Raw genomic sequence first — 23,306 nt, 5'->3', positions numbered from 1 at the left:
GCGGCGCTGCGGGCCCCGAACGCATGGGTTCTGGTCGGCGAGGAGGGGTGAGGTCAGAATGCCTCGTCCATGTCGACCGTCCGGCATGGTGCTGTGCGCCCGGGCTGAGGTCCACCACTCGACTCGACCGACCGGGCCAGGTCGGCGGGCAAAGTTGCCACCGGTCCGTGCAGCAGGTCCTTGGCCTCACAGCCTGACCGGCACGAGGCGCACGTCGAGCACCGACACCACGCCCAGCGGCTCGGCCTCCTACTCGCGCGCGATCAGCTTCTGCACAGCGGTACGGAGCTGCTGCAGTCCCTCGAGCGTGACCGTCGACCCCCCGCCCGAGACGGAGTTACGGCTGTCGAAAGCAGCCCTGACGTACGGCATGCCCGCAGCCCGCACGATTCGCTCCGCTTGTGCCGGCATCGCTCCGCTCGCATCGAGACCGAAGCGGCTGCAGATCGCATCGAAGAGGGCCTTCGGCACGGACGACCCGACACCGAGGCGGACGTTGGTGGCACCCACGAGACGTGCGAGGGCGGCGAGCTCGTCTTCCTTTGACATGTTCGGAACGTAGCGCGGCGGGTGATCCGAGGACAGGACCATTCGGACCATAGGGGAGTGCGAGGGGCTCCCCCGAGATCGTGCGTCCTGATCACGCGACTGGCCGAACCCGAGAGCCCGGTGAGCCCAGTGTTCCCACGGGGCCTTGTCGGTCAGGCCATGAGACGTCCGACGAGGGACCCGGGGCGCCTGAGCAACTCGAAGGACGAGCAGAAGTCTGCTCCCGGCCACTGGTCCTTGACGCTGGCGACGCGCTCGCTGGGCACGTCGGCGTTCGGGTTCTCGAACGGATGGAGGACCGCGAGGATCTGGCCGCTCCGGCCGGTGATCGCAGGAACAGGACCCTCCTCGACCGTGAAGTTGAAGTCGGTCGCCAGCGCACTGGCCGCCCGAGCATCGCGTTGTGCGTCCCGGTCGAAGTCGATGCCTCGCCCGCGGAGCAGGTCGAGAACGTCGACCGCGAGGCGCCAGTCCAGGAGCGGGTGCCATGACCGGTTCCCGTAGTCACGAAGGCAGCGGTAGCAACTCGAGTCACACGGACCGTCGTCGCCGTGGGTCGCGAGTCCTTGGGCATACGCGTCCGCGACGTCGAGCAGTTCCTCGAACCTCCCCTCCATCCTCTTGGCGTAGCCCGCGCCGTTCTCGAGGGTGTCGGCGATGAACATCTGACCTCGTACCGAGCCGTTAACAGGTCGCGGGTGGACGCCGACCTCGATCTCGTCGGGACCGATGTCGAGCCACTTCGCGGCCGCGTCGCGGAAGAGGAAGCCAAGTGACGCCCAAGCCCCCGGCCCGCCGGGATCCGGGGATCAATGGCGAGACCGGTCGGTGTCGTGTGAAGCGCGACGGTGAGCACATCGGTGCGTCGACGGGCTGATAGGGCGATCGGAGGTAGCGGGCTGCCTGCCGGCGAGACGAAGCTGAGGCCGGCTCGTTCCTTGCGGTCCTTGTCCACGAGCAGCGACCGCTCCACCAGTCCATGTCCCGGTGAGCCTTTGCCCTTGTAGTCCCGGGTGGTCGGCGTCATGGCGTACAGCGAGCCGTTGTTGTCGTTGACGGAGACGACCTCAGCGTTGGCCGCGAGGACCCATGCGTTCTCACCCCGCCCTTCGCCGCCGGCCGCCGGCAGCGCCAGACGGGGCTGCGCAGCTCGGGCAACAGGGTCGCCCAGCTGCTCGTAGTCACGCGGGGAGAACGAGGTGCGGTAGCCGGTCGGTTCGACGAGATCCACGACCGCGTAGTCCGGAGCGCTGGCTCCACACGTGGGGCAGAGGTCGGCGCTGCTGTAGGTGATCGCCAAGCATGCGCGGCAAACGCCTGCGGACGTTCGGGGCCCGAGTGGGTCGTCCCCCTCTGTCCACGTGCCATTGGCGCGCTGGTAGAAGTCGACGACTCCTACCGCCGTGTGGATCTGCTTGTCCTTGACGATCTCCGATCCGGGAGCGAACTCAGAGACCGCGATCGGGGCATCGCGGTCCAGCGTGTCGGGTTCCCTTGCCGCCGATGGCGCTCGCGTGTAAAGCAACCGCACCTGGGTCGGGAAGCCGAACATGGGCAGGATCCCCGCCTGGGCCAGCGCCTCGGAGAGATCCGACGCCCTTGCCTGGTCTGCCGCGAGCTGCATGAGCTCGAAGAGCTCGTCTGTTATCCAGCCCGCCAAGTCCACGGGTGTCGCGTCGGTTACCCGTGTTGCGCGCAGGAGGTTGGCCGCGGCAGCTGTCGCTTCTGGTCCGACGCTCGAGAGGTGCGACTTGACGAAGCGGCGAAGCTCTGGGGACGACGTCCAGAAGTCGACTGACCCGAACTGTCCGTGGACGTTTCGTCCCGCCTCGAAGCCGGCAACGGACGCCTGAGCAGCAGCGAAGACCCGAACCAGTGCTTCCTTGGCTAGCGCCCGCCTGATGATGGGGACCGCGGCGGTGTCAAGGAACGGCTGAGGTGGGGCATCGCCGGTGATGGCCTCCGGGTTGGAGAAGTAGTGCTCGTCGTGGCTGCGTGCGCCGCGGCAGACCGTCAGCGCCACGGCGAGGTGCTCTGACCGACGCCCCGCGCGCCCGACTCGCTGCTGGTAGTTGAACCTCTGAGGTGGCATGTTCGCCATGACGACGCCCTTGAGTGCGCCGATGTCGACGCCGGCTTCCATGGTCGTGGTCACCGACAGGACGTCGATCGTGTCGACTCGCGGCACTTCCTCGTCATCGAGCAAGACACCTTGGAATCGAGCCTGGCGAGCCTGTGACTCCAGGGGATCGGTCTGCCCTGTGAGCTCCTCGCAGTGGAGCCGGTAGGCGCCTCCGTCCTCGGAGGCGAGCCAGGCGTAGTAGTCGGCCTCGTGTGCGGCTTGCTGCTCAGGGGTTGGAGGGAGCTCACGGAGGCAGCTCACGCACACTCCCGCGCTGGGGTGCAGGTGGCGCGTGCGACACGTGGTGCACCGCCAGACCGGCGCGTCTGCCGTGGCGAGTCGGACCGTTCCGGGGTCCAGCCGGAAACTCGTCTGACTCCCAGCCTTCAGGTGCGCGCCCAGCGCTTCCAGAAGGCCATCACCATCGAGCGCGGTCTTCTGCAGCGCGGCGACCGCGTTGGCGTAGTTCTTGACGGGTGTGGGCCAGCCTTGGGCGCCGTCGCTCGTCCACGTCGTGCGCCGGCGACGGCCGAGAAGGCGGATCACGGAGCCGGCGAACTCGCCCGCCGCGCTGTCGGACAACCCCGCCACCATGAAAGGCGTGCTGGGTATGGCGCGAGCGAGTCCGATCGACTCGACGTCGCGGTCGCCTCCCGCGAAGACGGTGCGAACGATCTGCTCGCCGAGTGTCGCCTCGAGGTCGCGCAGGAGGTTGCGCTCATCGGAGTCCAGTTGAGACTCCCTGGCGGTGATCGGCTCTGCCGACCAGTCGAACAGCCGTGTCCACGATCGCCCGGTTCGCGTGTGCTGGAGGCTCGCGGCTGGCCCGGCGGGATTCACACCCAGCGCCAGGAGCTTGGGCAGGACGGCGCGCTGCAAGTCAACGAGCGTCGGACGTCCGTTCATCGCCTCGGCGAGATGAGAGAGGGCCGCGACCTCGCTCGCGTCCAGGTCCATGCCGTTCGCCTGCGTCATGAGCGCCATGGCCGCCGTGGAGGAGAGGTTCTGGACCGCCTTGAAGGCAGCCTTCGCCTCGGCTCCGTGGTTCGTCTTGCTGACGTACGCCTCAGCCAGCTCAAGCGTGCGGGAACCCTCGGTCAGGGCTTCAAGAGCGAGTGCTCGCACGAGGTCTAGGTAGTGAGCTAGCTCCAGATTGGCCGCTACACGCGCCGCCCCCTGCCGGCTGTCGGAGAAGACGACCAGACTCGAATCAAGCCGTCTCTTGAGAGCGCCCGTGAGAACCTGGTTCGCTCGGTCGAAGCCGACGCCCTGGGTGCGGATCGGAGAGCGAGAACGGCGCCGGTCTTCCACCACGCCGTTCTGCCGGTACTCCCAGTCGTCACCGCACGAGGGGCACTTTGTCGGGAACGCCGGCATGCGGGACTCGGCGCCGCCTGCCTCGAGTCGGTACACGTACCCGGTAGCGACTCGTCCAGGCTTGGCGCTCAGTTGCCCGGTTCCCGGCAGCAGGGATGCCTTGACGAAGGACATGGCGTACTTCGGCGCTTCCGAGTCTGTGGCCAGCTTGGTGCCGGTGCGGTTCCACGTCGCAGTGACAACCGGTGTCCGCTCAGTAGGCCAGTAGACGCGGTAGCCCGCTGCGTCCCGACCGTGCTCCGCGCGGTCCGGGAGGTCGTCGAGCGACGTCATGGTGGGCAGCAGGAACTGGCGGCTGCCCGCAGCCGCTACGTAACCGCCGAGCATGCTCTCGCCACACGACTGGCAGTACAGCAGCTCGAGAACGCGCGAGCCGCACTCGCACGTGAGGCGCGCCGAGGAGTAGATCTTGCCGATTCGACGTCCCTCGGTGCGGTCAGGCGCCTCGACGGCGGTGCAGGTCGGCGAAGAGCAAGCCCAGAGACCCTGGAGCGTCCTGAAGAACATGTGGGAGCGGAGTCGGACGGGCGGCTCGTCGTGGCTGCCCAGCACAGCGACCAGGTTGTTCAGCGCCGTCTCGGCGTCGCCAGGATCGAGGCTTGGGAACAACGCCCTCGCAAGGTGCGAAGCGCGCCGTGGGCGCATCTCCCCCTCTGAAGCCATCGCTGCGGCGAAGGATCCTCGCAGCGTCGCCGTATCGGGAAGATCACTCGGCCCAGCCCCGCCAGTCAGGAAGCCGTCGGCCCAAGGTGCGAGATCGCCTGCGGGCTGGGCGTCCTCGGGCTCGCTCCGGACGAACTGGAACCTGGTCGCATCCTCGCGACCGAAGAACTCGCTGAGGAACTGGCGGCCCTCGGCGTCGTCTTGGATGCTCGCCGACGTCCCGATGATGCGAAGCTTCTCCGGGTGTTCGTCCAGTCCGAGTGCTGCGAAGAGCCGTCGCAGGAGCAGGGCCACCTCCGTGCCTGCCGTGCCCCGATACATGTGGAGCTCGTCGACCACGAGTGTGAATCGGGCGCCGTCAGCCTTCAGCCACTCGCGCGTCTGCGCGATCATGTTCTGCTCGTCGGAGCGGGAGAGCGCGATCGACAACATGCTGTAGTTCGTGATCAAGATGTCGGGCGCTCGGTGCTGCATGTCCCACCGGGACCTCATCTCTGCGCCGTCAAGGGCGGGCAGGAAGTACCTTGAGTCCCCTCCAGTCGCCCGTCTCTAATGCGGCCGAGCAGAGCGTCGTGCCGCCGGTCGGCGCTTCGCATCAGCTCCCTCAGTCGGTCGACGCGCTGCGGTGTCGCGGACTCGCGAGTTCCGGGGAGTGGCGTCCGCCCGGTGTAGCGCCCGAAGTAGAAGCGGTGCCCCTGGCGGTTCGCCGCAAGCCATGTCCTAGCGGCGGGCGAGTCCAGGGCTTCTCGGAGCCGGACGAGCTGGTCCTCGACCAGTGCGTTCATGGGGTAGAGCAGGAGCGCCCGGATACCCGGTGCGCGGCCCGTCTCCCCGTCCCGCTGCGGGAGGTACGGGTTCGATCCCTTCCACCAGCGGTTCGATGTCGTGTTGTTCGAGGGCGCCCATGACCTCGACTCGCGAACCAGGTCCGCGATCACCGGCAGCAGGAACGCCTCTGTCTTACCAGAGCCCGTCCCGGTGCCCACGATCACGTCCGAGCCTGCATCGGACTCGCGAAGCGCGGCCTCTTGGTGCCTGAACGGCTTGTCGTAGGGCAGCAGTCCGCCAGAGATCAGCTCTGCCGCTTCGGGCAGCGCGAGGTCCTCGAAGATCGAGGTCAGCGTCGAGTCGGATGGGCGGTAGGTGGGCATCAACTCGACGATCGGCTCGCTGAACACCGCGCCTCGCCCACTGAGGAGACGGTGACGTTCGCCCCGGATGCCTTCGTCCCGCAGCTCGTAGGCCGTCTCGTAGTACCGGAGGAAAGCACTCTGGAGGTAGCCCAGGAGGCCATCGATGGTCTGCGGCGCCGTGGGTCGCTCGTCACTCATCGAGGCTCCTCATCTCTTCGTACTCCGGGACGACCGGAATCTGCAGCGCTCGGGCGACCAGCTCAGCCGCGCCGTCATCGACGTTCTCGAACACGCGCGCACGGAACTCGGCGCCGCCGCGCGGGGGAAGCCCTCGGAAGAGGTAGGGGGGTAGCCCTGTCCTCAGGATCAGCGCCCGCTCAACCATCGAAGGCAGCGCCATCGCGCGCGGAACGAAGAGGCGGTCAGTGAAGTGCTCGTGCCACATCTTCGGGAGCTTCTCCTCTGCGCGGGCGAGCAGCTGTCCGACGGCGGGTTCCACCTCTGACATGGTGCCTTCGAACGCGTCGCGCCAGACGAAGACTCGTCGGTGACCCTGCTTGTATCGATAGAGGCCCGGCAAGCGGTCATCAGCCGCGCGGAGCCAACGCCACTCTCCGTTGACGCAGCGGTAGACCACGGGTTCGCGGCCGGGAGCGTGGGTGAAGGTCTGGCCGGCGGAGGCCGCCTCCCGCAGGCTCGGGGTGGAGGCAAGAAGGAAGTCGGCGGTGCCCCCGTGGAGAAGGACACCCAGCCGCTCCAGGCCGGCCCGGACCGCGTCAACCCGGGCGAGGTCGATCTCGAGGTAGACCGTCGAGGGCCCAGCCGGTCGACCGGCGCGGCGCATCGGCGTCCTGTAGTGGACGGTCAGCGAGCACACGGCCTCGGAGACGATCGGGTCGCCGTCGTCCGGGTCGTCCAGACGCTCCAACAGCCGCAGTGGCCGGGCGCCCGTCAGCAGGAAGAGGCCCCTAGCGTTCGGCAGCGCCACGGCCGTGGCCGGAGCAGGAGAGACCCTCCCGGTCTGGAAGTTCTGCTCGATGTGTCCCATGTCGGTCAGCAACTTGAGCGCGAGCCGCCAGTCGCCGACCTGGTCCTCGAGCCCCATACGTCGGCACACCCATGCCCAGGTCGCGGCGACGTCGGGGCGGTCGGCCCCCGCATGCTCTCGTTCCGACAGCCAGGTCAGGACGTCGTCATACGGATTCGGGACGACCCGTTCGTGACGGAGATCCGGCCGGACAGCTTGCTCCCTTCGCGTGGCCGCGGGGCGTGAGGCTCGAGGCGCCTCGCCGCGTTGCCGCCCGTTGAGGGCGCGCGAAAGGCAACGCCGTGCTCCCACGTCGTCCGGCGTTCCCACCCAGCGCCAGTTGTCGGTCACCAACTCGTGGATGAGGTCGGGGCGAGGCAGGAGCGGATAAGGGGTCGAGGGCGTGCTCGGGGAGTAGGCGGCGGCGACCTTGCCGCGAGTCTTGGGGTGCCGGGCGATGACGTACGCCGCGTCGGGAACCCGTGAAGCGACGGCGTCGACGTCGATCGCGTCGACCGTGAGGGCCGCCCGGTCGAGCCAGCGAGGGGCGAGCGGACTGACCTGGAAGACGCCCCCATCGCGCGTGAGAACGAGGCACTCGGCTCCGGGGTTGTGGATCACGTGTGCTGCTCGGATGTCCAGCCCAGTCACCTGGGCACCGGAAAGTGAGGGCGGCGCGGGGCTCTTCTCCGTCTCGCCCATCAGCAGCCGCCCCGACGGTGCGCGCCGCAACGGCCGGCCGGCTGCTGATGCGGCTGCGACCTCCCGCATGTGCGACACGGTCCGGAACTTCACACCCGACGAGCCGTCGGAGACCTCGTGGCTCCCGGGGTCGAGCGCGAGCTCGGCCAACGCGATCAGGCCATCGGCCCCCAGCTTGACGGCCGCGCGGTCCACTCGAACGAGGACGGGCTCATCCGTGCCGTGTGGCATCACATCGGGCTCACCACCCGCGAGGAAGGTGGCCGGTGCACCGACGCGTAGCCCGCCAATGAGGCTGAGCCCTGCCGAGGAGGTCGGCAGCGCGGCGCCGAGGCCGAGCGCGCGAAGGGCGGGAACCTCCCGGTCCAGCCAGATGTCCTCGAGCCAGTGCCATGCCGAGTCCGCTACGGGCTTGGTCCTGGGTGGAGGGATACCTGCAGCACGGAGGGCGGCCTGGACCTCAGACAGTCGGTCGCGGTGTGCGAGCGCATGATGAACGGCAGCGCGGTCGATGACGCGTGCCTGGAGCCTTCCCTCTAGCGCCGGCTCGTCTCGGAACACGAACGCTCCGCCGCCGCCGAAGTCGACGGACACCGTCGGAGTCAGCTGGTGGCGGAGACCATCGCGCAGCCGCGTCAGCACACCATCACCCAGGTCAACCTCGACGTACTGCGTGAGCGCGTCGACAGTCACCGTGCCGCCGCTGCCGATGTTGACGGAGGACCCGATCCACGCGGGCTCAGCCAGGACTGCACCGCTGAGCGTGTCCGTCCAGTCGTCATAGAGGAGCAGTCCCCGCACGGCCCCGGCGCTCCGCGGCCGCGTTCCTTCTTTGCGCCAGCGGTCAGCCTCGTCCTCGAGGACGTCCCGCAACACCTCGCGCGCCGCGTCGTCATCGACACGCTTCAGCAAGTCCTGCGCCCAGGCCCCGCGGTACGTGAGCCAAGCAATGAGGTCTGCAACCTTCGGTGACCCCACGCGCGGGCAACCACCGTCCTCGAAGAACTGCTCGATTCGCAGCCGATCCGGATGGCGGATGAGGCCCTGGCTTCGTGCCCACCCTTGCAGGGTCCAGTGCGGGTGGGTCTTGGCGCTAGGCCGGCCGAAGGCGGCGCCAGGGCCTTCAAGCCAGTGGTTCCAGACGCCCCACATCAGAGGGACGTCATCGCCGTACCCATTCGGTGGTGCGGGCAGCTCCGGCAGGCCGAGCAGCTGGTTCTGTCGCCTGTAGACGCCGTGGGAGCTGCCGAGCGACTCCTCCGTCACGGCAAGAACAGTCATCGCGAGGTGGGCCACGAACGGGGGGTCACCGAGGTACCCGCTGCGTCGCCACTCGAGTGCGGCCCGGGCGCCGCGGCCGAAGGGGCGTCCCGCTCCCTCGGCGCGGAATGCGGAGATGAAGTCATCCAGTGCCTCGGACTCGTCGAGGCCGGACACGTTCGCGAGGTGCTCGCGGTCGACGAAGAGGTACAGCCGCCGATCGCGACGACCCTTCGCGCGCACGTCGTCATGCAGCGCCGCGTTCCAATCGGAGAGCATCATCCGGACTAGATCACCCCGCTACGTGATCGGCAGCACATGTGCGCGACTTGAGCGCGTCGCCAAGTCGACATGCTCGGCTGAGTCGCGGAGTGGGCGACGGGCGAGGGCCGCTGACGCGCTAGGCGGATCGACGTCTTTCGGACACGAGCAGGACGACTGCACGAGCTGCCGCGATCGGGTCCTCGTGCTCCCAGAACCTGAGGGACACCCATCCGCGTTCGGCCAGGCGTCGGTCCGTGTCGGCGTCGCGCTCCTTATTGCGCGTGATCTTGCTCGACCAGTAGGGAGCGTTCGTGCGGGGCGCGGTGCCGTGCAGCACGCAGCCGTGCCAGAAGCAGCCGTCGACGAAGACGGCGACCTTGGCCGGCCGGAAGACCATGTCCGCCCGCCGGTTGACGTCCGGCAGCGGCCGCGCGTCGACCCTGAAGCGGAGACCGGCGGCGTGGACGGCCTTGCGGACGGCCACCTCTGGTGCGGTGTCCCTCCGCCGGTTTGCCCGCATGACGGCGCGCGCCTCCGGGGACGACGCCCACGACTCATAGTTCTTGGCGATGACGCCCTCCAGTCGCTTGGGGCCCGGGATCGGGAGCGCGTGGGATGGCCTACCCGACCGACTCAACTCAAGGATCGCTCTGCGAGGCGGCTCGCGCTACGAGTCGGCGTGGGCACCGGTGCGAGATGGCTTTAACCCATCAGCACGCGGATCGGTCCCCTTGTCGCCGATCGCCGTGCCCTACGCTCCTAGCATGGCAAAAGAATACGGCGTCGAATATCCGGAACGCGCGCTGATGGCGGTTCTGTCGGACTTGTTGGGAATCCCTCATTTCACCACGAGTCGGGGCTCAACGGTTCGCTCCGACTTCCTCAAGGCCGTGCTCGTCGCGCTAGGGGAGAGCCCGAAGGCAAGGACAAGGATGGTCTGATCGCGGCCTGCGTCGAGGCCGCTACGCGGCGGCCATTCGATGCGCGCCTCTGGAGCCCGGGTGGAACGGTCAAGAACGAGGCGCTTCGGGTGATGATCGACGGCGTGACCGAGCACGGCGTCGAAGGGCGCCTCGCTCCCAGTGCGCCGGTCCCAGCCAACGAGCCGGTGCCGGAGATGGCGGCTCCGCTCTTCGACCCCGCCGACGTCGCCGACGAGCGCAATCGCCAGCTCGCGGAGCGCGCCGTGCGGGAGGGCCAGGACCGGTTCCGTCTTGCCGTGCTCGCCGCATACGGCCAGGTCTGCGCGATCACCGGTAGCGATGCGGTCACCGGCCTGGAAGCAGCCCACATCACTCCGTTCAAGGGCCCGGCAACGAACGTGATCGTCAATGGCATCTGCCTTCGTGCCGACATCCACCGCTTGTGGGATGGCGGACAGATCGCAATCGACGAGCGCACCCAGACGGTCGTCATGGGCTCTGCGCTGCGAAACTCAACGTACGGGGATCTGGACGGGCAGCGGGCCAAGCTGCCGCGCGCCGTCAACGAGCGTCCTAGCACGCAGGCACTGCGAGCCCACCGAGAATGGTGCGGCCTCTAGGTCGTGCAGTGCTTCGGCTTGGCGCCGGCCGGGTCTAGGCAGGGGCCGAACCAGAGGGAGCGTGGCTGGCGAGAATCCCGTCGGGGCTGAGGGGTGCGCTCAGCACGGCGTCGCGGATCCGGGCGCCAGCTGGCGTCATCTTCAGCAGCCACTCGTCGCGCCGTACGTGCTCCCGAAGGATGTGCCAGACGACTCCGACGTTCACGCCGTTCCCCATCTGACGGTAGGAGACAGCCGCTGGCTGGCTTCCAAAGTCGAAGCTGTCGGGCAAGCCCTGGAGGCGCGCGGTCTCACGAGGCGAGAGTCTGCGCTCCCGTGGGCCAACGATGCTGGTCTGAGTGATGGCAACCAGGGCAGGCACATACGTGGCAGCCTTCGCGCGGATACCCGAAGGACGCAGGTGCATGACGGTGTCCCACAGCCGTGGCGTCTTCTGCGCCTGCCACTCGAGCTTCCGCCGGGAGGGCGGGAACGCAGGCGTGAAGACACCCCACCGCTCAGCCCAGGCCCGGATCGCGCGGTGATGCTCGATGAAGAACCGGTAGTTGTTGCGGAGGTGGCTCCGCTTCCAGTCCGGCAACGTCGGGTCGATCTCGGGTGCTTCGAGTGCGTCCGGCACGTCAGCGGGGTCGGGTAGCCATGCGTCTTGGACGTCTCGCCACGAGTCCGCCCAGAGTGGGAACCCAGGGAGCTGGCGCCCTTCGCGCGCCTCGTACATCAGCTCGACGAAGTCGTTCCACGCGTTGATCCACAGCCGCTCAGGCTCGGAGAGGTCACAGCCTGGCACGTTGTGCGAGTCGTCGAGGATGTCCTCCAGGTGCCACTGCGCCTTCGGCTTCCATCCGTCGATCGGCTCTCGAAGAGAGGCAACGGGCTCAGGAGCCACGTCCAGCTCAGGGCGCCCCCACGCGTCATCGGGGATGCGAGTGGCTGTGATGAAGACGCGCTCGCGTACTTGCGGACGGCCGCCGCGCTCCGGGGGAGGAGGTGCGGCGAGAAGATGGCCGGCTCGTCACTGACCCAGTAGCCAGCCTCGCGGAGGGTGCTGATGATCACTTCCCACTCGTGGAAGTGGCGAGGGCCAGCGAGGTTCCGAACGTTCTCGAGGAGCACCACTGTGGGCTTACGCGAGTGGATGATCTGGAGGATGTTCCAGTAGAGCGTCCCGCGGGTCTCCTCCATGCCCCGCTGGGCGCCGGACTTGGAGAAGGGCTGGCATGGGAAGCCGGCTGTGAGGACATCGTGGGGGCCGACGTTCATGACGCCGTCGGTCGCGTCCTTAGTGATGTCGCCGAGGGGATCGTGTCCCCAGTTGTGCCGGTAGACGGCGGCTGCCGCCTTGTCGATCTCCACCGCGTAGACGCACTCGCCGCCGTAGCTCTTCAGTGCTGCGTGGAACCCGCCGACGCCGGCGAAGAGGTCGACGAAGTCGAAGGCCGCCTGGTCCGGACGACCGTCAGCGACGGGGTCACTGGCATGCATGGGGCCAGCTTAGCTTGTTCGAGCTGATGTTCGAGACGCGCACCCGCGTGTCGCGACCCAGACCCGGTCGGAGCGTCGTTCCGACGCCATCAACGGCGTGCCCGACAGCGCCCGTGGATTCCTTGACGTCCTCGGCGGCGGCGCGATCGTCGGTCCGGCGGGTGGATGCGGGGATGCCAGCTCCGAGCCGAGAACGGGAGCCCGATGCTCGAGGCGCTCCGGGACCCCGGCTCCTGAGAACCACGCGGCGCACCTACGCCTCGATGACGCCGGGGAACCACGCTCCGGCCTCGGCTATCGGTCCCCGAACGACGTCAACGACCTTCCGCCACTGCTGCCGCGGCATGATCGACCCGGACGGTCCGGGGTCTGCTGCACGAGTAGGTGACACCTGACCTGTGGCGCTGAGGGCGCCGCTGGAAGGATGTGCACCGTGCCCAGGCCCTATCCCCAGGAGTTCCGGAATGACGTCGTGGCGGTCGCTCGCCGCGGGCGGGCTCCGCTCAAGCAGATCGCGGCGGACTTCGGGATCGCCGAGTCGTGTCTGCGGAACTGGCTGCGTGCCGCCGACGTCGAGGACGGCAACCGTCCCGGCACGAGCGCGTCGGAGTCGGCCGAGCTGCGCGAGGCGCGCCGGCGTATCCGGCTGCTCGAGCAGGAGAACGAGGTGCTGCGCCGAGCAGCGGCGTACTTGTCTCAGGCGCAGCTGCCGGGAAAAGGCTCTACCCGCTCGTGAGTGAGCTCGCCGTCGACGGGGTCCCCGTGGCGGTGACGTGCCGGGTCCTCAAGCTCGCGCGACAGCCGTACTACCGGTGGCTCACCTCGCCCGTCGGCGCGCGCGAGCTGCAGCGGGCTCACCTTGCCAACGCGCTGTTCGACGCCCACCGCGATGACCCGGAGTTCGGGCATCGACTGCTGGCCGACGAGGTAGCCCGCGCGGGTGTGCGGGCCTGCGATCGCACGGTGTCGCGGATCTGGTCGGAGCACGGCTGGTGGTCGGTGTTCGGCAAGAAGCGCGGCAGGAACGGCAAGAAGGCCGGCCCGCCGGCCCACGACGACCTCGTCCTGCGCCAGTTCCGGGCCGATGCGCCGAACCGGCCGAGGGCCGGCTGTACCTGTGCGCGATCAAGGACTGTTCTCCAACCGGATCGTCGGCTACTCGATCAGCGACCGAATGACGTGCCGCATCGCCGTGAATGCGCTGGCCAGTGCGGTGCAGCGGCGCGGTGACGTGGCGGGGTGCGTGGTCCATCGCGATCGCGGCAGCCAGTTCCAAAGCCGAAAGGTCCTGCGCGAGCTCGCCCACCACGACCTGATCGGGTCGATGGGCCAGGTCGCCTCCGCGGGCGACAACGCCGCCACGGAGTCGTTCTTCGCGCTGCTGCAGAAGAACGTCCTCAACCGGCGGCGATGGACCAACCGTGACGAGTTGCGGCTGGCGATCATCATCTGGATCGAACGGACCTACCACCGCCGCCGACGCCAGGCCCGCCTCGGTCGCCTGACGCCGGTCGAGTTCGAGACCATCATGACCACTCAGGTCGCACTCGCAGCCTGAGACCCGCTGTCACCTACTCGTGCAGCAGACCCCTCAGAGAGACCGGGCGCTCGACGAGCGACTCGTTGGCACGCGCGACGACCTTGACGGTCGCCCACGACTCACCAGGCAGCTCGTACTGAACTGCCATGACCGTGCGGTCCGGCAACGCGGCAGGGTCCAGTTGCGGCCGGGTTGGGTCAACAGACAGGCCATAGAGGTTGAACGGGTCTGCGTCGTCCAGCGCACCGAACAGGGAGTGCAGCGTGGTGATCGCGTCTCGAGGACTCAGCGGGCTGCCCGCCGCTACGCCCAACTGGTTCTTGAGCAACTCGGTGACCCGTGCGATGGCGTCGTTCGCACGCTGCTTGCCGTCGTGCAGGTAGTAGTCCACGACCATCGGGTACTTCGAGATGAGTGCCTCAATGAAGCTCAAGCCCTTCCAATGAGCTTCCCAGGGCTGGCCCCCGGCGACGTCGCCCATCCACATCAGATCCGTCGGTGTGGGACCGAGCGGCATCGTCGGGTACCAGCGGCGGATGTCGTACCGCTGCGCGAACTCCGACGTTCGCATGCGCTTGTGCGAGGCTGCAAGCTTCGTCCGTTGACTGGCGTCGAGGTTCTCGGCGTGGCGCTTGACCTGGAAGACGGCGAATCCGCCGTCGGGCAACGGCACCAGTACGTCGATGCCGCCATCGCCCTGTGCAGGGCGCACCCGGACGGCATCGGGGTACTCCAGACACAGCAGCATCGAGACGACAGCCTCGACGTCCTCGCCGGCGAGCCGCGTCCACTCCACGCGCGACATGACCTGATGATGCCGCGAGCACCGCCAAGGACGCCGCAACGCGACCGAGCGACGGGTCAGGGCGTCGCAGAGACGTTCGCCGCAAGGCCCGCCCGCTCCGCCACCGATCCGGTCTGTATGGCCCGGCGACAGGGGCTGTCAAGCTTCGACCATGGTGGTCACCCCTCGCTGACATCCGGGCGCATCGGGCAACTGGGGATTTCACGCCAGCACGCGAGCGGATGCTGGTCGTCACGCCTGCGGTAGTGGGCCCTACTCAGGCCGGGCCGCGATGCGTCCCTGGCGCCGGATCGGTCCTGCTCGGGACAGTGATCAAGGTTTCGGCCGATGTCACCGCTTCTGCGCTCCGGGTAGCCGTGATGACGACCGAGTTCGCCTACGCGGAGGCCCTCCGGCCCTGTGACGCGCGACTCATGTGACAGAAGTTAACCAGTGTGACCAGATTCCCCGAGGGTCGCACGCCCCGCTGCCAGAACGAGGCTTCCGTCCAGGAGGGTTTCCCAAGTCTGACGGGCGGCAGCACGAGGCGCGCGCGCCCATCCGCTGCTGCTGCTTCAGGGCTACTCGAACCTCAACGACACCGCGCGAACTCGCTGATGGTCGGCCCGGCCAGCTCCACCGATGACGGGCAGCCGTTCTCCGCTCAGGACCGTGCGTTCCGCGAGATGACGCCCGGGACCCGGGTCGCCCCCGACATCCCCTTGGGGGAGCCGGTGCTTGTCGAAGCGCGGGCGGCCGTCGTGGTGGAGCGCCCGTCCTCGTCGCCGGCGCGTGCGAGTGAGAGCATCCGGCATGGTCGGTACGACGGACGAGCGGTAGCTGCTCGACGGTGCGTGGTTCCCGGTGACGCACGGCATCACGTTCCTCGCGGCGGACGCCGCGACGTGCGCGGACGTGCTCGTGTCCTGGCGCGGCCGTGCCACGACGGAGCTCACCGGCGGCGTCCTGCGGACGCGGCGTGTCGAGGGCACGCTGCCGGAGCTGCCGGAGCTGCTGGGCAGCTTGCTGCCGCTGAGGACGACGTACGTGACGCACCACCTGATGCTGGCGACGGCCGGCGCACGCTGGACGGCCATGCTGGGCAACTCGTGGCGCGGGAGCGAGGCCCTCAGCGAGGCGGGAGGGATGGCCGCGCAGCCGGGGGGCGTGCGCGCGGTCGGCGTCGTGGACTCCCGCAGAAGCACGCACCTAGCGGCTGACCGAGTCCAGCACCTGGGCGAGCTCCACCGGTCGGCTCACCATCGGCCAGTGCCACGTCGGCAGCTCGACGTACGTCCAGTCACCCTCGACCATGTGCGCGAACACCGGCGCGTGGGGTGCCATCTGCCGCAGCTGCTCCAGGCTGAAGCTGCACAGCACTCCCGTCCGTGGCAGGCGCTCCCAGGCGCCGGTGAGCGCGACCGGCTGGGTGGCGGTGCGCCAGGGCTGCGGCTGCGAGCCCTCGACCAGCGCGGCGACGGCGACGTCGTCGACCTCGGGCACCTCGGCGGCGAGCACGGCCCAGGGCGGCGGCGGGAGCTTCCAGCCGTCGCCCTGCGCCATGACCAGGTCCTCGTTGGCCGCCCGTGCATCGGGTCCCTCGAAGTCGGCCTGCGCCATGCCGTCCGGCAGGGGGCCCGAGTCGATGTACACCAGGCGGGCCACACGCTCGGGCGCGCGGTCGGCCGCACCGGTCGTGACGAGGGCGCCGTAGCTGTGACCGACGAGCACGACGTCGTGCAGGTCGTGCTCCTCGAGCAGGTGCACCACGTCGTCGACGTGGGTCGTCAGGTCGGTCGCCGGCGAGGCGAGGTGCGCGCGCTCGCCCATGCCGGGCAGGTCGACGGCGTGCACGACGTGGCCGAGGTCGCGCAGCGAGTCGGCGACGGCGCGCCAGACCGAGGCGCCGAGCCAGAAGCCGGGGACGAGGACGTAGGTGGTGGTCGTCATGACGATGACGCTACGGTCGTTTGCGGACAGGAACCGCCCGGTATTCCGAACGCATTCGCCGTCCTTCCCGTGCAGCCCCGAGGAGCGCCGTGACCCGCCCGACCGCGCGCGTGCTCGCGATGCTGGAGCTGCTGCAGGCGGGCGGGCAGCGCACCGTCGGCGACCTCGCGGCGCGGCTCGGGGTCGACGAGCGGACGGTCCGGCGCTACGCCGAGCACCTTGCCGACCTCGGGATCCCGGTCCAGGCGCAGCGGGGCAGGTACGGCGGCTACCGGCTCTCACCGGGTTACAAGCTGCCGCCGCTGATGCTCACCGACGACGAGGCCGTCGCCGTCGTCCTGGGCCTGCAGGCCGCGGAACGCGCGGGGCTCGCCACCACCGAGCGCGCGGCGACGGCGAGCGCACTGGCCAAGGTGTCGCGAGTGCTGCCGCGGGCCCTGGGCGAGCGGCTCGGCAGCCTGCTGTCGACCGCGCAGTTCACGACCCCGCGCGCGCCGGCGCTCCCGCCGGCGCCGAGACCCTGCTCGACCTCGCCTGGGCGGCGCGTGCGCGGCGCACCGTCGTGATCGCCTACACCGCCTGGGACGGGCAGGAGTCGCAGCGTGAGCTCGACGTCTACGGTCTGGTCTTCCACTCCGGCCGGTGGTACGCCACCGGCCACGACCACGGCCGTGACGACGTGCGGACGTTCCGCCTGGACCGCATCGCCTCGGTCCGACACGGCGACGGCTCCTACGTCGTGCCCGCCGACTTCGACGCGACGGCGCAGGTCGTCTCGGGGATCGCCGCGGTCGGGTGGTCGCACGAGGTCGCCGTCGTGCTGCGGACCACCCTCGCGGAAGCGGGCGAGCGACTGCCCCGGAGCGTGGGGCGGCTGAGCGAGCACGTCGACGGTGTGCTCCTCGAGACGCGCGCCGAGCACCTCGACGGCATGGCCCGCATGCTGGCCGGGCTCGGCTGGGACTTCGAGGTGATCACCCCGGACGCCCTTCGCGACGAGGTCCTCGCCCTCTCCGACCGCCTCCGGGCCGGCGCGGTGCGCGGCGCCGGCACCACGGCTACACCGCAGCGTCCTTGAGCGCCGCCACCCGCGCAGTGCTCGCCGTCGGCCTGTGGCGCAGTCACCGCCGGTGCATCAGTGTCCTCGCCACCTCGACCGGCACCGGACCCTCGACGTCCGCGAGCAGGACGTGCAGGTCCCAGCCCCCGTGCGCGCCCACTTCTCGTCACAGTCGCTCACGGGGAAGTCCGGGCTCGCCGAGTTCACCCGCCCAGGCCCTTCCTCCGCCTCGACGGCGACCCATCGCCCGTCCGCGAACCGGAACGTGTACTCCCGAAGGACGTGGCGTCCACCTCGTCGACGGGACCGAACCGTGAGTGCGTCATCGCCACGACGGTCGCCATCCAGTACGTCGACTCTCCCCAGGTCGCGAAGACGACCTCCTGCTGGGTCCCCGGGCCGGGGAGCGACAGGGCGAAGGCGTCACGGCGGCCGACCGCCAACGACTGGTCCAGGTTGTACCAACGCGGCTTCCACGACGCGCTCAGCGGGGTGCTCACCGCCCGAGCATGCCGGAGTCGTCGACGGCCCGAGAGGAGGCCGTGTCGCGCACGACGGCCGTGGGTCGGACGAGCCGGGCGGGCGTGCCCGGCGGACCGCTGCGCCGCCTCGTCGGCCGCTCAGGTGCACCTGCGGCCCGGGGCGGCGACCCTCGGTCCCGTCGGGACGGTCACCGCAGCTCGTTGCCGGGGTGCAGGGCGTCATAGGCGTGCCGCGCGCGGGCGATGGTGTCCCGGTGGGTCAGCGACCAGTCCGCCAGTGCCCGGACGAGGTGCGTGAGGCTGGCACCGTCGTCGGTGAGCCGGTAGTCGACCTGCGCCGGCACGGTCGCGTGGACGGTGCGGAGCACGAGGCCGTCACGTTCGAGCCGCCGCAGGGTCAGGGTGAGCATCCGCTGGGAGATGCCGTGGACGGCGCGCTGCAGCTCACGGAAGCGACGCGGGCCCGGCGCCAGCTCCGTGACGACCAGCACGGTCCACCTGTCCCCGACCCGGTCCAGGACGTCGCGGATGCCGCAGTCCGGGTGGTCCGGCCGGCCGCACGGCTCGAGGTCCGCCACCTCGGTGGTCACAGCGGTGTGCCCCACTGACACGCACGTGCCTCCTTGTCGGCCTGGTCGGCCCGGTTCACGATCTGCAGCGTAGTGACCGAGCAGCACCACGAAGGGACGGCCGATGATCCTGGTGACCGGGGCGAGCGGGCGGTTGGCGTCGCTGACCCTCGCGGCGCTGACCGCGCAGAGCGCGCCGGCCGTGGGGGGCAGTCGCACCCCGGGGGCGGGGCAGCGTCATCTCGACCTCGACGACCCGGACAGCCTGGACCTCGCGGGCGTCGCGACGCTCGTCCTCGTCTCGGCCGGCTACGCCGAGGACGACCGGGTCGTCGCCCGTCACCGGGCTGCCGTGGACGCCGCCGTCCGCGACGGCGTCCGTCACGTCGTCTACACGAGCCTGACCGGCGCCGGTGACCACCTCGGGTTCGCCCTCGCGCACCGGGTGACCGAGAGCGTCGTCCGCGAGAGCGGGCTGCCGTGGACCATCCTGCGCAACGGTCTGTACGCGGAGCTGTTCGGCTCGCTGCTGACGTGGACGGCGGACGGCATCGAGTCCGCGTTCGGTGCCGGTGCTCTGGCCGCGGTCGCACGGGCGGACCTGGCTGCGGCCGTGGCGGTCGTCGCGGCGTCACCGGCCGCTCACGCCGGCAAGACGTACGAGCTGGTCGGCCGACCGGTCGACGCCGAGGCCGTCGCCGCACGGCTCGGCGTCGTCCACCACGACATCGGTCTGGGCGAGTACCGCGCCCGCCTCCTGGCCGACAGCACGCTCCTGCCCTTCCAGCCGCCGATGCTGACGTCGATCGCGAGCTGCGTCCGCCACGGCCTCCTGGGCGCCACCGGCACAGACCTGCAGGAGCTGCTCGGGACCCCGCTCACCGACGCGCTCGCGGTCGCAGCGAGCACGGCGGCCGCCGGCAGACCGCGGGGACGCTGACCGGTCGGGTGCGCCCGGGAGGTCAGGGGACCGGTGTGCCGCTCGGGCCGATCGGGAGCGGCTGCCCCTCGCGGAGCATGCGCCCGGCGGTGGCCTTGGCCTCGGTGACGTCGACGTCCCACAGCGCCGCGAGTGCCGCGCCGTCGTCGCTCGTGTACCCCGCGTCCCAGAACGCCACCAGCTCCAGCTGCGCGACCGTCTCGGGATCCGTCAGGTCGAGCGACGAGCCGGGCGCGATCGGCACGGGCTGCCCGTCGAGCAGCATCTGCCCCGCCCGCGCCTTCGCCTCGAGGACGTCCACGTCCCACAGCTCGGCGAGGGCGAACGCGTCCTCCAGGACGTAGTCCGCACCCCAGAACGCGTCCGCTCGCTCCTGCGTGTACTCCTCCGCGGCGGCGAGGGTGTCGGCCGTCGCCGGGGCGTCCGTCCCGGCCGCGCCGTCGCCCGCCGCAGCCCCGGCGCTCGGCCGGTCGTCGGTCGTGAGCGCGTCGGAGAGCCCGGCCGCCCCGACCGTGAGGGTCACCGCGACCAGCCCGACGGCAGCCGCGCGTCGGGAGGATCCGGTCGTGCTCGTGCGCGGCGTCATCGGTGCTCCCCAGCTCGTGGGTGGGAGACCTCCCGTCCGGGGGCAGGACCGGACGAGGAGGCGGGTCGCGCCGGCCGCCGACGCGAGGTGCCGTCGGCCGGGCGGTCGTCACCCTAGAACGCGGGGCGGGTCTCGCGGGGCGGATGCGCGACCTCCTGCCCGCCGGCTCCGGCGCGTGCGCCCCCTGTCGCCGGGGCCGGCAGCACCGGGACGAACCCGGCCACCGTCCGGGCGGCGGCCCCTACGGTGTCCCCGTGGACGATCCGGACGAGTCGCGACGGCCTGCCCGGACCTCCCGCACGTCCCGGCACGCCTCTGGTCGTCGGCCGGCGAGCCTCCTCGCCCTCGGTGCGCTCCTCTCCGCCTGCTCGTCCGGTCCGTCGTACGACCCGCACGACCCGGAGATCGAGGAGGCGCGCGTCCTCGCCACGACGCGGCTGGACGCCGCGCTCGAACGGGTCGTCCTCCCGGACCGGTTCACCGTCCTGGGCCAGGGCCGCGGTGACGGCTGCGGGACGTACAGCGGCGGCGCGAACACCTTCGCCGACCCGACGGGCTACCACTGCTCGATGGGGTGGACGGTGGTGTTCGTCGTCCCGGACGCGCGGACCCGGGACGAGGTGGCCGGTGCGGTCGACGCCGCCGTGGCGGCGATGGACGTCCACGACGCGTCCCGGCTCGCGGACGACCTCGTGCTGGGTTACCCGAAGCTCCGGGACCTCCGGGTCCTGACCGGCGGCGGGGTCGCCGACGGGGTGGAGCTGCGCACGGAGGTGACGCCGTTCGACGACGCGTGGTTGCCGCCGTTCGTCGGGAGCGCCGCCTCCGCCGTCTCGAGCAGCGGCGACCTCGACGCCGTCGACGCCGCTGCCGTCGAGGCGACGGGCGCCACGGAGGTCGTGACCCTGGCCCTGAGCACGAGGTACTGGGACACCCGCGGGCTCAGCCCGGTCCGGCGAGGAGATGCCGGGCTCGTGCTCGAGCACTACACCGAGGGGTCGGTCTACGCCTTCGACCTGGTGCACGCGCAGCCCGCCGAGCGGGCTGCTGCGTGCGCGCAGGACGCCGCCGTCGACGCGGCGACCGTGTCGGCGCTCGACGCCCCGTTCCCCCGACTGACGTTCTCGCTGCGGCAGGACGCCGTCTCCCAGGACATGCAGCGTGTGCGGGAGTGCCTGAGCACCGGTCTGCTGTCGGGGGCGGTGGCGGTGCTGACACCGGAGTGAGGGCGCGCGGCGGCCGCCTCGGCGGAGGCGAGCCAAGCTGGGGCACCGGCGTCGCCTGCGAGTGCCCCGACGCCTGACCTCACCGGGCGATCGGCGGCCCCGGTGGGACACCACCGGTCAGGTCGAGCTCGGTGTTGCCGATAGGACGACTCGTGAGACGACCCTCCCCCTGATCCACACCGCCTTCCTCGCTCTCGTGCTCGTGGGCTGCGCACCCACCGCGGCGGATCTCGGTCCCGAGGAGTCTGCGGCACCGGGCGCGGCCACCACCGAGCAGGCAGGCGGAGCTCAGACGGGCCCGGCCACGGAGGTCAACGCGGTGATCCGTGCCGAGGACGTCGCGGCAGCCCGCACGAGTGGCGTCCACGTCTACGTCTCACCCAACGGCGACGGCAGCGGGGTGGTCGGCGTCCCCGGCCAGCCACTCCCGGCGGTCATGGAGGCGGACATCCGCGCGCTGTTCGGTCCCGCGGCGCCGCCTGCGCCCACGAGTGCGACGGAGCCCGACCCTCGCATGCAGCTGCACTTCCAGCTCCTCGGCTCCCAGCTGCCGTTCGTCCTGCTCAACGCCGTCGGACCGTGCGGGGGCACGCCCGACGACGTCGAGGACTACCACGCGGTCGACGAGACCCCCGAGCAGCGTGCCGCGTTCCTCGAAGAGGTTCGGCTGTGCCGGCTCCCGGTCACGTACAACTGGCACGTGTACAACGCGGACGGCTACGAGCAGCTGTACGCGGGGCGGATCTCGCCGAGCAGGTTCGAGACGCTCGAGGCCGCGCGCGCGGACATCCAGCCGATCGTCGATGCCTTCCCCGGCATCCCGGTCCTGGACCTGACGACGTGACGCGCGAGCCGGAGCCGCGCAGAGGACGTCACCCTCGGGACCGTGCGCGGACAGGGCCGCTGAGCGCGTGACGAGGGCCGCACGTCCTCGTGGACGTGCGGCCCTCGTGCCGTCAGCCGGCGGTCAGGACGCCGTGCAGGTGGCGCTCAGGTTGCTCGCGCTGCCGCTGCCGAGGAAGCCGGCGGAGGTCGTCGCCCCCGCGGCCAGCTTCCCGTTCCACGACGACGAGCTGATGGTGTTGCCCGAGGCCGTGCCGTTCCACGCCTGGGTGATCGTCGCGCCGTTGATGGTCGCCTTCCACCCGTTGATCGCGCTGGACCCGGCCCTGACCGTCACCGTCGCCTGGTAGCCGCCCTGCCACGAGCTCGCGACCGAGACCGTCGCGGTGCAGGCGCCGGCCGGCGTCGTCGGGTTCGGCGTGGTCGGGTTCGGCGCGGGGGTGGTCGGGTTCGGGGCCGGCGTCGTGGGGTTCGGCGCCGGGGTGGTCGGGTTCGGGGCCGGCGTCGTCGGGTTGGGCGACGGGGTGCCGCCACCGCCGAAGTCGACGTCGCTGCACTGGTAGTACGGCTGGTCGAGGTGGCTGGCCTGCCAGATGGTGAAGACGACGTGGTGCCCGCGGCGGTCGCTCGGGACGCTGACGTCGGTGACGTACGGGCTCGAGGTGGGGTAGCTGCCCGTCGTCTTGATCAGCTCGAGGTCGGACCACGCGAGCGCCTTGGTGCGGGCGTCGTAGCCCGGCTTGGTGACGTAGATCCGCAGGTAGTCCGCGCCGTGGTTCGACGGGTCGTGCACGGTGAGGCGGAAGTTGTGCGACCGGGGGGTCGCGCGCCAGGCGCCGGGGACGTCCGCGGCCGCGTAGGTCGGGTTGTTCGCGGAACAGAGCTTGCCGTTCGGGAGCGCCTGCTCGTGCCGGCCGCCGACGTTCTCCTGGAACATGCCGTTCCAGTTCCACATGGCGTTGGGGTTGCTCTGCCAGGCGTTCCAGCACATCGGGTCCTGCGTCTGCATGGCCGGGTCGGTCCACGCGGCGCTCCAGCGGTCGTAGCAGCCGTAGATGCGCGAGGGCGGGTCGGAGACCGCGCCGTGCGCCGCCGCCGGTGCGGCGGTGACGACGGCGCCCGCGAGCATCGCGCCGCCGAGCGCGAGGGCGCCGGCCGCGGCCGTCAGGCGACGGCGCAGTGGTGAGATCCGTGACATGGGTGC

The 23,306-nt window shown here is 70.4% G+C and carries 19 protein-coding genes and 3 pseudogenes; 8 read left to right on the top strand and 14 right to left on the bottom strand.

Translation table 11 applies throughout. The features are described 5' to 3' along the window. Positions 1-249 precede the first annotated feature (249 nt). From GC089_RS18075 to GC089_RS18055, 6 genes and pseudogenes are all read right to left on the bottom strand, one after another. Positions 250-549 carry a hypothetical protein gene (locus GC089_RS18075; protein WP_155378801.1) on the bottom strand — a complete coding sequence of 100 codons (300 nt, stop codon included), beginning with the start codon at positions 547-549 and terminating at the stop codon, positions 250-252. Positions 550-701: 152 nt separating this feature from the next. Further along, positions 702-1,265, bottom strand: coding sequence for a DUF1998 domain-containing protein (locus tag GC089_RS20300; protein WP_370514122.1), 564 nt, complete (start codon positions 1,263-1,265; stop codon positions 702-704). A gap of 1,334 nt (positions 1,266-2,599) precedes the next feature. Beyond that, positions 2,600-3,265, bottom strand: a pseudogene (locus tag GC089_RS20295) (helicase-related protein); the annotation flags it as partial. A gap of 1,934 nt (positions 3,266-5,199) precedes the next feature. After that, a complete protein-coding gene (locus tag GC089_RS18065; RefSeq protein ID WP_155378799.1) occupies positions 5,200-6,042 on the bottom strand; it encodes a DEAD/DEAH box helicase in 843 nt (280 codons plus the stop codon). Beyond that, positions 6,035-9,115 (bottom strand): hypothetical protein, encoded by a 3,081-nt coding sequence (locus GC089_RS18060; protein ID WP_196250759.1) that lies wholly within the window; start codon positions 9,113-9,115, stop codon positions 6,035-6,037. The genes GC089_RS18065 and GC089_RS18060 overlap by 8 nt, the downstream gene beginning before the upstream one ends. 118 nt (positions 9,116-9,233) lie before the next feature. After that, the gene (locus GC089_RS18055; protein WP_255449069.1) at positions 9,234-9,668 is read right to left on the bottom strand and encodes a very short patch repair endonuclease; all 435 of its coding nucleotides are present in this window, start codon (positions 9,666-9,668) and stop codon (positions 9,234-9,236) included. A gap of 193 nt (positions 9,669-9,861) precedes the next feature. Here GC089_RS18055 and GC089_RS18050 point away from each other — a divergent pair, with 193 nt between their 5' ends. Together GC089_RS18050 and GC089_RS18045 are read left to right on the top strand one after the other, a co-directional pair. Continuing rightward, positions 9,862-10,038, top strand: coding sequence for a hypothetical protein (locus GC089_RS18050; protein ID WP_155378796.1), 177 nt, complete (start codon positions 9,862-9,864; stop codon positions 10,036-10,038). Between the two features lie 92 nt (positions 10,039-10,130). Continuing rightward, entirely contained in the window at positions 10,131-10,640 is a 510-nt protein-coding gene (locus GC089_RS18045; RefSeq protein WP_230685288.1) for an HNH endonuclease, read from the top strand. 34 nt (positions 10,641-10,674) lie between these two features. Here GC089_RS18045 and GC089_RS19690 read toward each other — a convergent pair whose 3' ends face one another. Together GC089_RS19690 and dcm are read right to left on the bottom strand one after the other, a co-directional pair. Beyond that, a complete protein-coding gene (locus tag GC089_RS19690; RefSeq protein ID WP_255449068.1) occupies positions 10,675-11,562 on the bottom strand; it encodes a DNA cytosine methyltransferase in 888 nt (295 codons plus the stop codon). 149 nt (positions 11,563-11,711) lie between these two features. Then, positions 11,712-12,122: pseudogene (gene dcm / locus GC089_RS19685) on the bottom strand (DNA (cytosine-5-)-methyltransferase); the annotation flags it as partial. A gap of 433 nt (positions 12,123-12,555) precedes the next feature. Between dcm and GC089_RS18035 the strand changes: the two are divergent. After that, positions 12,556-13,680 (top strand): annotated as a pseudogene (locus tag GC089_RS18035) (IS3 family transposase). A gap of 13 nt (positions 13,681-13,693) precedes the next feature. Here the strand turns inward: GC089_RS18035 and GC089_RS18030 are convergent. Together GC089_RS18030 and GC089_RS18025 are read right to left on the bottom strand one after the other, a co-directional pair. Beyond that, positions 13,694-14,467, bottom strand: a complete 774-nt coding sequence (locus tag GC089_RS18030) for a hypothetical protein (RefSeq protein WP_155378794.1) — start codon at positions 14,465-14,467, stop codon at positions 13,694-13,696. 1,188 nt (positions 14,468-15,655) lie between these two features. Next, positions 15,656-16,396 (bottom strand): alpha/beta fold hydrolase, encoded by a 741-nt coding sequence (locus GC089_RS18025; protein WP_155378793.1) that lies wholly within the window; start codon positions 16,394-16,396, stop codon positions 15,656-15,658. Between the two features lie 89 nt (positions 16,397-16,485). Between GC089_RS18025 and GC089_RS19530 the strand changes: the two genes are divergently transcribed. Further along, positions 16,486-16,962 carry a YafY family protein gene (locus tag GC089_RS19530; RefSeq protein WP_230684943.1) on the top strand — a complete coding sequence of 159 codons (477 nt, stop codon included), beginning with the start codon at positions 16,486-16,488 and terminating at the stop codon, positions 16,960-16,962. Beyond that, on the top strand, positions 16,959-17,474 hold the full coding sequence (locus GC089_RS19525; protein WP_230684942.1) for a WYL domain-containing protein: 516 nt from the start codon (positions 16,959-16,961) through the stop codon (positions 17,472-17,474). Before GC089_RS19530 ends, GC089_RS19525 begins: the two co-directional genes overlap by 4 nt. A 185-nt stretch (positions 17,475-17,659) precedes the next feature. Here the strand turns inward: GC089_RS19525 and GC089_RS18015 are convergent, their stop codons facing one another. Together GC089_RS18015 and GC089_RS18010 are read right to left on the bottom strand one after the other, a co-directional pair. Continuing rightward, a complete protein-coding gene (locus tag GC089_RS18015) occupies positions 17,660-17,956 on the bottom strand; it encodes a hypothetical protein (RefSeq protein ID WP_155378792.1) in 297 nt (98 codons plus the stop codon). A 170-nt stretch (positions 17,957-18,126) separates the two neighbouring features. After that, on the bottom strand, positions 18,127-18,543 hold the full coding sequence (locus GC089_RS18010; RefSeq protein WP_370514038.1) for a winged helix-turn-helix transcriptional regulator: 417 nt from the start codon (positions 18,541-18,543) through the stop codon (positions 18,127-18,129). A gap of 88 nt (positions 18,544-18,631) precedes the next feature. Here GC089_RS18010 and GC089_RS18005 point away from each other — a divergent pair, with 88 nt between their 5' ends. Continuing rightward, a complete protein-coding gene (locus GC089_RS18005) occupies positions 18,632-19,447 on the top strand; it encodes an NmrA family NAD(P)-binding protein (protein ID WP_155378790.1) in 816 nt (271 codons plus the stop codon). A 22-nt stretch (positions 19,448-19,469) separates the two neighbouring features. Here the strand turns inward: GC089_RS18005 and GC089_RS18000 are convergent, their stop codons facing one another. Then, entirely contained in the window at positions 19,470-20,033 is a 564-nt protein-coding gene (locus GC089_RS18000) for a hypothetical protein (RefSeq protein WP_155378789.1), read from the bottom strand. Positions 20,034-20,287: 254 nt separating this feature from the next. Between GC089_RS18000 and GC089_RS17995 the strand changes: the two genes are divergently transcribed. Both GC089_RS17995 and GC089_RS17990 read left to right on the top strand, forming a co-directional pair. Continuing rightward, a complete protein-coding gene (locus GC089_RS17995; protein ID WP_155378788.1) occupies positions 20,288-21,259 on the top strand; it encodes a hypothetical protein in 972 nt (323 codons plus the stop codon). Between the two features lie 319 nt (positions 21,260-21,578). After that, positions 21,579-22,103, top strand: coding sequence for a hypothetical protein (locus tag GC089_RS17990; protein WP_155378787.1), 525 nt, complete (start codon positions 21,579-21,581; stop codon positions 22,101-22,103). A 123-nt stretch (positions 22,104-22,226) separates the two neighbouring features. Here the strand turns inward: GC089_RS17990 and GC089_RS17985 are convergent, their stop codons facing one another. Continuing rightward, the gene (locus GC089_RS17985; protein ID WP_155378786.1) at positions 22,227-23,300 is read right to left on the bottom strand and encodes a lytic polysaccharide monooxygenase; all 1,074 of its coding nucleotides are present in this window, start codon (positions 23,298-23,300) and stop codon (positions 22,227-22,229) included. Positions 23,301-23,306 lie beyond the last annotated feature (6 nt).

Origin of the sequence: Cellulomonas sp. JZ18 (assembly GCF_009720485.1) — a bacterium.
In the GTDB taxonomy this organism is placed as follows: Bacteria; Actinomycetota; Actinomycetes; order Actinomycetales; family Cellulomonadaceae; genus Cellulomonas.
The sequence above is the reverse complement of the archived record's forward strand: the minus strand, read 5'-3'. Positions and strand labels throughout refer to the sequence as shown.